At 26.1% G+C, this 10438-nt stretch carries 11 protein-coding genes; 3 read left to right on the top strand and 8 right to left on the bottom strand.

All coding sequences use genetic code 4. The features are described 5' to 3' along the window. Nucleotides 1-294: 294 nt before the first annotated feature. The 6 genes from rplT to ACXYRK_RS03155 form a co-directional block, all read right to left on the bottom strand. Nucleotides 295-645 (bottom strand): 50S ribosomal protein L20, encoded by a 351-nt coding sequence (rplT, locus tag ACXYRK_RS03180; protein ID WP_458607508.1) that lies wholly within the window; start codon nucleotides 643-645, stop codon nucleotides 295-297. Nucleotides 646-688: 43 nt separating this feature from the next. Next, entirely contained in the window at nucleotides 689-877 is a 189-nt protein-coding gene (gene rpmI / locus ACXYRK_RS03175) for a 50S ribosomal protein L35 (protein ID WP_435129700.1), read from the bottom strand. Then, on the bottom strand, nucleotides 858-1478 hold the full coding sequence (gene infC, locus ACXYRK_RS03170) for a translation initiation factor IF-3 (RefSeq protein WP_458615233.1): 621 nt from the start codon (nucleotides 1476-1478) through the stop codon (nucleotides 858-860). The genes rpmI and infC overlap by 20 nt, the downstream gene beginning before the upstream one ends. A gap of 305 nt (nucleotides 1479-1783) precedes the next feature. Continuing rightward, nucleotides 1784-2641: a DNA-binding protein WhiA gene (gene whiA / locus ACXYRK_RS03165; protein WP_458618034.1), complete on the bottom strand. Its 858-nt coding sequence runs from the start codon at nucleotides 2639-2641 to the stop codon at nucleotides 1784-1786. A 37-nt stretch (nucleotides 2642-2678) separates the two neighbouring features. Further along, nucleotides 2679-3650 carry an ABC transporter transmembrane domain-containing protein gene (locus ACXYRK_RS03160; protein ID WP_458618033.1) on the bottom strand — a complete coding sequence of 324 codons (972 nt, stop codon included), beginning with the start codon at nucleotides 3648-3650 and terminating at the stop codon, nucleotides 2679-2681. After that, entirely contained in the window at nucleotides 3634-5211 is a 1578-nt protein-coding gene (locus tag ACXYRK_RS03155) for an ATP-binding cassette domain-containing protein (protein WP_458618031.1), read from the bottom strand. Before ACXYRK_RS03155 ends, ACXYRK_RS03160 begins: the two co-directional genes overlap by 17 nt. A gap of 160 nt (nucleotides 5212-5371) precedes the next feature. Between ACXYRK_RS03155 and ACXYRK_RS03150 the strand changes: the two genes are divergently transcribed. Further along, entirely contained in the window at nucleotides 5372-6421 is a 1050-nt protein-coding gene (locus ACXYRK_RS03150) for a hypothetical protein (RefSeq protein ID WP_458618030.1), read from the top strand. Here ACXYRK_RS03150 and ACXYRK_RS03145 read toward each other — a convergent pair. After that, entirely contained in the window at nucleotides 6418-6999 is a 582-nt protein-coding gene (locus ACXYRK_RS03145; protein ID WP_458614750.1) for a hypothetical protein, read from the bottom strand. The two genes, ACXYRK_RS03150 and ACXYRK_RS03145, sit on opposite strands and share 4 nt — an antisense overlap. A gap of 80 nt (nucleotides 7000-7079) precedes the next feature. Further along, a complete protein-coding gene (gene ffh, locus ACXYRK_RS03140) occupies nucleotides 7080-8432 on the bottom strand; it encodes a signal recognition particle protein (protein WP_458618028.1) in 1353 nt (450 codons plus the stop codon). A gap of 63 nt (nucleotides 8433-8495) precedes the next feature. Here ffh and ACXYRK_RS03135 point away from each other — a divergent pair, with 63 nt between their 5' ends. Beyond that, nucleotides 8496-9446, top strand: a complete 951-nt coding sequence (locus ACXYRK_RS03135) for an RluA family pseudouridine synthase (protein ID WP_458614011.1) — start codon at nucleotides 8496-8498, stop codon at nucleotides 9444-9446. Next, entirely contained in the window at nucleotides 9430-10305 is an 876-nt protein-coding gene (locus ACXYRK_RS03130; RefSeq protein ID WP_458618026.1) for a hypothetical protein, read from the top strand. Before ACXYRK_RS03135 ends, ACXYRK_RS03130 begins: the two co-directional genes overlap by 17 nt. The last annotated feature ends 133 nt before the right edge of the window (nucleotides 10306-10438 follow it).

Raw genomic sequence — 10438 nt, 5'->3', positions numbered from 1 at the left:
TTAATAAAACAAAAAGATTAACAGAATTAATTGTTAATCTTTTTGTCCTACTTTATAAAGCAGTAAAGTAGGATATTGGGAGATACCACGCCTACATCCTACATTAAATGAGTTTTTAGGGTTAATGATTTTGTAAGTTTAAAATTATTTTTGCTTTTGTTAAGTTAATATTGTAAATTTATCATCGAAAAATAATTTGTGGTTATACAAAAAAACTACACAATAACCTAATTTTTATAGTGTAGCTTTTAGATTGCATTTTGACTCAAATGAGCATCTGCTCTTTTGTGCTTTCTAAACTTCCTTAGATAATTTAACAAGCATAGAAAAAGTTTTTGGTTCGTTGATTGCTAATTCTGAAAGCATCTTACGGTTGATTGTAACATTTGCTTTTTTAAGTCCGTTAATAAATCTTGAGTAACTAAGTCCTTCTGCTCTGGTTGCTGCATTAATACGCGCAATTCATAGTTTACGGAAATTTCTCTTTACTTGTTTACGGTCTCTAAATGCATATGTTCATGATTTTATAACTGCTTGTTTTGCAACTTTATAACCGATTGATTTATGTCCAAAGTAACCTTTAGCTAATTTTATTCATTTTTTACGTCTTGCTCTTGTAACTGTTCCACCTTTAACTCTTGCCATATTTATTTTCCTTTCTTAGTTAATAAAATATCAAGCTGAAAGATTAAATCAATGATTTAAATCTTTTAAGGTCGCTTCTGTGCATAAGAGTTGATTTACGGGCTTGACGTTTTTGTTTGGTAGTTTTGTTTTGTGCTAAATGTGAACGGAAGGCTTGTTCTCTCATAACCTTACCTGTTCCGGTAACTTTAATACGTTTTTTTAATGCACTTTTAGTTTTCATCTTTGGCATTTGTTTCTCCTTCTATAGAACCTTGATGCTGAGCATTTAGGTTCTGTTCTTTTAAGTATTTAGCGATTTTTGTTTTATTTGGTTGGAGATTCATGTCTAAGAAACGTTCATTTACAAGTTTTGGTTCGGTTGTCTTATCAGCGATATCTTCGACCTTAGATAAAAACTTTCATAATATATTTTCACCTAAGTCTTTTCTACCTAATTCGCGTCCTCTAAGTTTTACAGAAACCTTAATACGATCACCTTTAAAAAGAAACTCGCGAGCTTTTTTTGCTTTGGTAGTTAAATCGTTTTCACCAATCATAGGAGTCAAACGGATTTCACGATTTTGAATGGTTGTTTGTTTTTCTTTAATAACCTTTTGTTTCTTTTTACGATCATATTTAAATTTTCCGTAATCTAAAATTCGAGCGATAGGTTTAGGTTCCACACTGATTAAAACTAAATCCATTTTCTCGTTTCTTGCTAATTCAATAGCTTCAGAAGTATATTTAACACCTAATTTCTCACCACCACTTCCGATTAAGAAAACTTTTGGAAATGGAATGTCTTTGTTAACATAATGTTCTGAAGTAGGTTTTTTTCTTTTGTCGTGTATGATAATGTCTCCTTATAAAAAAGTTTGATTCGCTCTCCTACTTTAAAAGTATCAGAAGTTTGATACATTTAATTGTAGCTAAACCCAAGGCTATGACCATCAGGTGAGATTTCATCTACTTTCTGCAATTAAATAAATTTATTGCTTCTATATTTTATCATATTTGTATTTTTGTGTAGTGATAACAAAAGAAATTAATATATTTTTTTAACTGGTATTAAGTATTAAAATTTATAATATCTTAATTTTCCGAAAAAGCATATATCTAAATTACAAAAATATAAAAAATTTATTATATTTTTCTCTTATTTCTGACTTTCTTTTGCGACTTTATCTAACTTTCTAAATCAATGACTAATTCCGCTTTTAGATATATAAATATTGTGATGTTCTTCTAGGGTATTTTTTATATCAGTTAATGAAATCCATGGATTTTCCATTCTTATTCTAAATGCTATAAGTTGATTTTCATCAAAAAGGTTCATTAAATTATTATTATATATATAGCAAATGTTATCGAATTGTTTTTTTGCACTATCTGTGACCTTCTTTAAATTTGAAAAATCTATATTATTCAGCCGATTTGAAAAATTTTCCATATCGCGATTTATCTTAATGTTTTGTAAGGAAAATCAAGATTTTTTAGCACCTATCGCAGATAAAAAATCAAGTAAATTATCAAGTTTTTTAGTATAAGCAATAAATTTTGAATTTCTTTCTAGTACATTAAATTCAAACTCGTATTTATTAAGTTTATCAATTATGGTTTTTATATGTTCTAAATAATTTGCCTTTAATTCTAGGTGATATGAAGTAGAGTTTTTATCTGAAATACTTCCTCCACCAACAAAAACACCAGCAAAAAAGAAAGTGGGTTGCTGGTTCATTTCATTTTCAAAATTTATTTGAAAATCTTTTTTGTTAATTTTTATTTTACTTTGTTTAGGGGTAAATTTCAAACCTTTTTTTTCAAATTTTTTAACAAGTTTTTCAAAAATATATTCATTTCTTATATTTAAAACAAATTCGGTTTCGGACATAATCGCATTAGAAAAAATAAATCCATTTAAAAAAGCAACAAATTCATTATCTCTTTTAATTAGATTTATTATTTCCTTTTTTACTTCGCGTGAAAAAGAGTTTTTTATCTTTTTGTGTTCCATTATTAAATTTTACAAAATTAAATTGATTTTTATTGATTTAAAAACTTAAATTCTTAGAATCTCCGTGGTGAAAGTTATAAACAGTAAATTCGTGTTTATATGTTGTTAAGACTTTTATGTTATTTGCTAATAAAGGTAATTGATTCTTAAATAATTCAATAACTTTTTTAAATATATAAATTGAACCAATTGATGTAAAGGGATTTTGATTTAAATATAATGTTCCTAAAACAACCAAACCTAAGAAAGAACCAAATTCTAGGACAATTTTAATAAAACTATCATTTATAGAATTTATAAAATTATATTTATAGTTCGCTTGATAATATTTATAAATTTCTTGTTGCATAAATTCCTTGATAAGATGTTCTTTATTTGCAAAATAAAGAACTGGATATCTTTTCATATAGTAGGATAATTTATTTATAAGTTGCTTAAAAGCGACATTGTTCTCTTTTGAATTTTTTTTAAGTTTTTTAGCAAATATAAGATAGATTATCGAGCAAAAACTTAAAACTACCAAGAGTAAGACTAAAGCAATTCAGTTTGTAATACCGAAAAATATTATGATAGTTAAATAAGTAAATAAAATAGAAATCGATTGTGATAAAGGGATAAAGGTATGAATATCAATAGTCTTTGATTGATCGATTATTTCTTTAAAAATATCTTGTACACAGTAAGTTTGTTTTACTTCGATACTTGCATCTTTAAATTGTGAAAAAAGGTTGCTGGTAATTGATTTTGATATATATAAAACAAACTTATTGTTTATTTTTGATATGTAATATTTACCGATTAAAGAAATAAAATAAGCTAAGCATACAACAGATAATAAAATAACAAAATTCAATATCTCATGATTTTTAATTACTTCAAATCTTTTTAATAAAGCATCAATTGCATATCCTTCTAAAAAAGTAATACCAATAGCGAATAAAGATATGAATATAGATAAAAGAGTAAAAAATATAAATATTGATTTAATATCTTTAAATACTTTCTTCATATTCCTCCGTTTGATTATCAAGATTTAAAATAAAATCATAATGATTTAGATTTTTGATACTACCCGTTGAATGTATGATGATAATGTTTTTTGTTTTAAGATAACTAAAAATCTTATTTAAATAATTCATTTCAACATTTGAAAAAGCATCATCTAAGATAATAATAGAATTATCTTCACAAAGTCCTCTAGCAAGGTGTATTCGCTGTTTTTGACTACGATTTAGTGATTGCTCTGATATTTGCATATCAATATCAAAGTTATTTAGTTCTACAATATCTAAAACTACTTTAACCTTAGTTACCTGATTTTCTTCTCATAGTGTAATGTTATTATAAAGACTATCATCAAAAAGCTTATAATGGGAAGTTATATAACTAATACTTTTAAGAAATTGAGCTGTATTTATATTATTTATATTTTCTCCATCAAAACTTATTTGTCCATTATATGTATTTATTTGTTTTAAAAGTATGTTGATAAATGAGTTTCTAGTATTTTTATCGTTTGCTGTTATTGCATAGGATTTACCCTTGATAAATTCATAATTTATATTATTTAAGATTGTGTGATTGTTATTTTGGTATGTTAAATTGTTAATACTTATAGAACCGAAAGTAATTTTAGAAAAATCGTGATGTACATCTTTAAATTCAAAATTAAATTTTTTATAAAAACTTTTATATTCATTTAATTTTGAATTTAATTTAATTAAATTATGAATATTTGATGAAAAAGCGATAAATAAACTCGGTAGTACAAAAATAATAGCAACTGGTTGATGTTGGTTGACTATAAAAAAACCTGTAATAAAAACTAAAAAGAGTCCTATAATAAAGGTAAACCCATTGTTAATTGTTTCAATGATATTAATCTTGGAATGATCTTTATCTATTCTGATAATTCACTTTTTCAAAATCTCATCTATATACTTAATGATGTAACTATCATTCCCTAAGTAGTAAAAAAGCCTAAATCCGTTAAAAGTAGTTTGTAGAGAGTTTAAAAATCTTGCTTCTTTTTGTTTATTTGTGTGCTTATGTTTATTAATTATTAGATTCAAAAAGGAAGGGAAAATAAGTAGTAATATAAGTGCACCTATACCGATTAGAGCAAGTTTATAACTTAAGACAATTAATACAAATAATGTTCCAATATTAACTATGAACGATGTTGCTGCATCTAAAGAAGTTTTTAAAACAATACTTCGAAATTCTGGGATTCTATGTTTAATTCAATTAATATTTTCTTGTGATTTTGAAATTGAAAGCTCGATATTTGGCACACTAAAGATTTTGTCTACAATATTATTCGTTACTAATTTTGAAATATAATTATCTAACTTATTTCTAAGAAAAACATTGATAATACTACTTATTAAAAATATAGATATTAAAGATATATCTGCATATAAATCTGTATAAAATTGTTGGTTTTGTTCTTGTAGTAGACTTATCAGTTCAGTAGTAAAATATACCAATAAAAAAGTAGATGTAGTTGAAAAGAAAGTGAATAGTAAGATAAGTATTATTAACAATTTCCTAGATAATATTTTTGCCATCAAATCCTCTCATATATATTAAATAATCATATCTTATTATTAGATTTTTATAAAAATAGTATTAAAAAAGGACAAAATATTGAAATAATTAATATTCAGAAGCATACAGATTAACGAAAGCAAAATTAAAGAATTTGATAAAATAAATATAAGGAGAAAAATGCAATCATTTAATAAGAAAATTATTTGAGATTTATTTGGTGGTGGTTGCAATTCTGTATCAAGAGCAATAAAAGAATATAATTTAGATCAATATTACAAAGTTTATACTTTCGATGTTGTTAAAACACATAAAGAAAGTTTTCGTGGTCAAACTGACTATAATTTCCAAACTTATATAGATATCGATTTAAGTTCTGATTCAATAATCAGTGATTTTAATAAATTAATTAAAGAAAACACTATACAAAAACCTGACATTATTCTTAGTTCAACATTGTGTCAGTCTTTTAGTAAGGTTTTATCAATGGTTGGAGGAGGAACTTGTTTTTGAAAACAAGAAATAAAAGGTGACAAAAATTCCAAACTTATCGAAAGAAGTTTGGAAGAATTTGAAAACCTTAAATCTGGTTTTACTAAAAGACTTAACGGACCAAAACAACTTTTTATAAAGAGATTAGGTGAAAAATGCGCAGTCAATTCCGTGAATTTGATAAAAACTTTTAAACCAAAATATTGATATATAGAAAATCCTGAAAGTTCGATGTTATTTCAATTTTTAAGAGTGAATTTAGGTTTGAATGGTTATGAAAATGTTGCATGTTATGGTGCATATGATTTTCCACAAAATAAATCTGGCTGCTTTTATTCAAATATAAAAATAGAATTAAAAAAAGATCGCAGACCTAGAACATATGAAACTCAATGAGAAGAAGTGTCCAAAGAATATTATGATAAATGAATTGAAAATGTAAAATATAAAAAAAATTACCTTAATGGTTCAGGTGATTTTAGACATGTTAAAAAAGTTCTTGATGAATTTGGTAGCTATAAATATTATCGTAGGTGATATGTTGATATAGGTTATAAAATTGGGGATAAAGGACACTCATCACTAAAGAAAACTTCAATGACATTAGGAAAATTAACTAAACAAAAATATGCATTAAAAACTATTGGTGATTTTAATACAAAGCAAATAGGGGAAGCAAATGAAACATCACATATTCCCGCTGGTGTAATATATCAAATCTTAAAGAAATTTAATTAATCTATTTTGTGTACTTTTATTCAAGCTTCTTCAATTTTTTGTTCTTGTTCTTTGTTTAATTTAATATCCATTAATCTTGCAAAGGTATAAATATCTTCTTTGAAACCAAAATCAAATATGACAAATTCACCATATGTGCTTTTGTAATAATCTATAAAATTTCAATAATTTTTCTGTAATATTTTTCAAAAACCTACCAATATAACAATTGTTTGAATTCTTATATCTTGATCGAATAATTCTGATAACTTATTATAAAAGTGATGATGATATCCAAAATTAGATTCTAATTTCTCTCAGTCAGAACCATTTATTTGTTTGAATTTACTTTCTAAAAATAAATATTGTGGTCGGTTTTTGAATTTAATTTTAAATGTATTAGGACAATTTATAACAAAATCAGGAGACATATAGTTGTTTGGTTCTAATTCGCTTTTAACACTGTGAAATTTATTTCCAGGTGTTAGTTGCAGAGTTTGTATATTTAGGATATTTAAAATGTTCTTTAGAAAGTTTTCACCTTCTTTTTTACCTTCTACTGCTCTGGTTCCTTGTGATCAACCAGTAAATTTTTTCATTCCTTGCTTCATAACTACTTATTTGAAAAATTATATGCTTTTTGCAAAAAAACAAAAAGCAAGTTCATTGAACTTACTTTTTAGAAACCAAAACCTCCACCTAATCCTCCCAATCCTCCTCCGTTTTTAAGTGATTTTGCCATTTCTGTCATACGTTTTACCATTGCTTCGTAGTCAGAAATAAGTTTGTTAAATTCTTGAGGAGAGCGACCGCTACCTTTTAATACACGTTCTTTCCGTGAAACTTGTTTTAAAAGTTTTGGATTTTGACGTTCTCTTTTTGTCATAGAAGATATCAAAATTTGGTAAACATACATCTTTTCTTCTGCTTTTTCTATTTGACTTTCATCTACTTTGGATGCAAGGTTTCCGGGGAGCATTTTTAATATTTTAGAAAATTTACCGAGGTTTTTTACCTGGTTAATTTGCTCAAGAAGATCATCTAAACCAAAATCACCTGTAATCATTTTATGAAACATTTTAGTTGCTTTATCTTCATCAATTACATCTTGGGCTTTTTCGATTAAAGACATAACATCACCCATACCTAAAATTCTATCAGCCATACGTTCAGGATAGAACAAGTCTAAATTAGATGTTTTTTCACCAGTTCCGATAAAACGAATCGGTAGGTTTAAGATATATCTTAAACTTAATGCTGCACCACCACGAGCATCAGAATCAAGTTTAGTAATTATAGTCCCAGTAAGTTTTAATACTTCATTAAATGTTTTTGCAACATTAATAACATCTTGTCCACTTAAAGCATCTGTTACAAAGAATATTTCATCTGGATTTGCAATCTTTTTTAATCTTTTTAATTCATCCATTAATTTTTCATCAATTGATAAACGACCTGCGGTATCGATGATGATTAAATCATTTTGATTTTCTTTTGCTACTGCCATTGCTGTGGAAACAATATTATCTACACTGTTATTTATACCTTCTTCATAAAAATCTACTTGAATACCTTTTGCTAATGTCACAAGTTGTTCAACAGCAGCAGGACGATAAATATCGGCAGCTACAACTAGTGGTTTAGTCACCATTTTCTTCTTACGGAATCAGTAAGCGAGTTTTGCTGTTGCAGTTGTTTTACCAGATCCTTGCAAACCACACATCATTATTATATAAGGTCGCTTGCTAATTTGAATTTCTTTTACTTTTGAACCAAGTATTTCAACAAGTTCATTATGCAATATTTTGATGAAGTGTTGCGATGGGTTAAGTTTACCGACAATTTTTTCTTCTAAAGCTTTTTCTTTAACCTTAGAAATAAATTCTTTGACTACTTGCAAGTTAACATCAGCTTCTAAAAGTGCTATTTTGATGTCGCGCATGATTACCAAAATATCTTCTTCGTTTAAGGTAACTTTTTTTTGCACTTTTTCAAGTGCCTTTTGCATTCTTTTTTCTAAAAATCCTAACATAATTCAATTATACATTAAGACAATATTTTCGTGTGACTTTTTTAAATTTGGTATAATTTGAAAATGTTACATTTAACAGTCAAATATACAGAGAGGATTGATAAATATATAGCAAATAATTCTAATATTTCTCGAAATGATATAAAAGAATTGATTGCACAAAAAGTAGTTTGAGTAGATGGAATTTTAGTAAATAAACCTAAATTTGTTGTTTCAGTTGGGCAAAACATAGAAATACAGAAAGTTTTAGATAAAGAAATTCATGTTCAACCTGAAAAAATGGATTTAAATATAATATATGATGATGAATATATATCAGTAATTAATAAACCTAGTGGACTTGTGGTGCATCCATCACCTGGACATACTAGTGGAACACTGGTAAACGGACTTTTGTATCATTTTAAAAACAATTTATCTAATGAAAATGGATTATTGCGTCCAGGGATAGTGCATCGAATTGATAAGGATACTAGTGGTTTATTAATAATTGCTAAAAATAATTTAGTACACCAGTTATTATCCGAGAAGTTTGCAAAACATCAAATAAATCGTAAATATTTAGCAATATGCGATGGGATAATAGAAGATAAAAAGTTACTTTTAAACCTACCAATAGGTCGTTCGAACATCGATAGACAAAGGATGACTATTACAAATATAAATTCCAAACCTGCTATAACTCATATTACAATGATTAAGAGTTTTTATATTGATTATTTACCTAAAACATTAGTTAAATGCGAATTAGAAACAGGCAGAACTCACCAAATCAGGGTTCATTTAAAACATATAGGAAATCCTGTTTATGGGGATCCTTTGTATGGTAAATCAGTTGATGATAAAGGACAAAGACTGCATGCATATAAATTAGAATTTGAGCATCCGATAACAAAAAAATATCTAGAATTTTATAGCAAACCAGACTCAAAATTTGATGTAGCTAATTTAGATTTTGATGAATTTATTAAAATATATGAAGCAAAGAAAGGACAAAATGAAGAAGTATTATAACGAACAATTTGCTGATACGCAAAGTCTTTGAGATAAATACAAAAACTATTTTAATATTTGAGTTTTTAGTTTTATCGGACTTTTATCTGCATTAACTGCTTTATATTTAGCACAAATTATATTTGTAGGTCTTAATTATAATTCTTATGTAGATTTATATCAAATAATAAATAAAACAGTTGAACCAAATGAACAAATAAAAGATATTCAAGGTGCTGCTGCTTATACATATAAACAAGATATTACAACTACATTTTTTTCCTTTGTGTTTTCCGCTTCAACTATTATCATTTTTGTAATGTCAGTTCAAAGGTCAACAAAAGAAAAAAATTATGGTTATTTATCTAATGGAGCATTGTTATTTAATTGATTAATTAGTTTATATAACATAATAACATTAGCAATTTTTTTATTTACTCCAAGTAATTACAAGGGTTTACAAGGAAACCCTATTATATTATTTAAATTCATTGTATCAATAATTATTTTATTTATTTATGTGTTATTGTTTGTTTTGGTTCAAAGAGAAGTAAGTCGAATAAGAAAAACATTTATTATTATCTTACAAACTAAGGCATTAAAAGAATTTATGCAAAATGTAAATCAAAACCAAAATAATAATCCCTTTGTTTCGCCTTTTGGATTTACTAATCAAAATCCACAACAAAACCAGCAAACACAGCAACCACAAGAACCGAAACCACAAGAAAGCGAAGAATATAAAAAGCTTATTAGATTGCCACTTAGCCAGCTTCATAAAATAGGAGAAAAATTAAATATTTTTGGTTATGCTGATATGGAAAAAGAAGAATTAATTCAAAAAATTATTGCTTATACAAAGAAAAATAAGACTACATAAATTTATATGTAGTTTTTTTCTTGCTTTTTATGCTTGTGTGAAAGTAAAAAAGCAAGAAAAACATAAAATTAAAAATAATTTGCTTTTTTATATTACTATACTATAATATTTATATATTACTATTAAGTAATAT

Source organism: Mycoplasma sp. AC1221, assembly GCF_054353815.1.
This window is presented reverse-complemented; position numbering and strand designations above follow the sequence as displayed.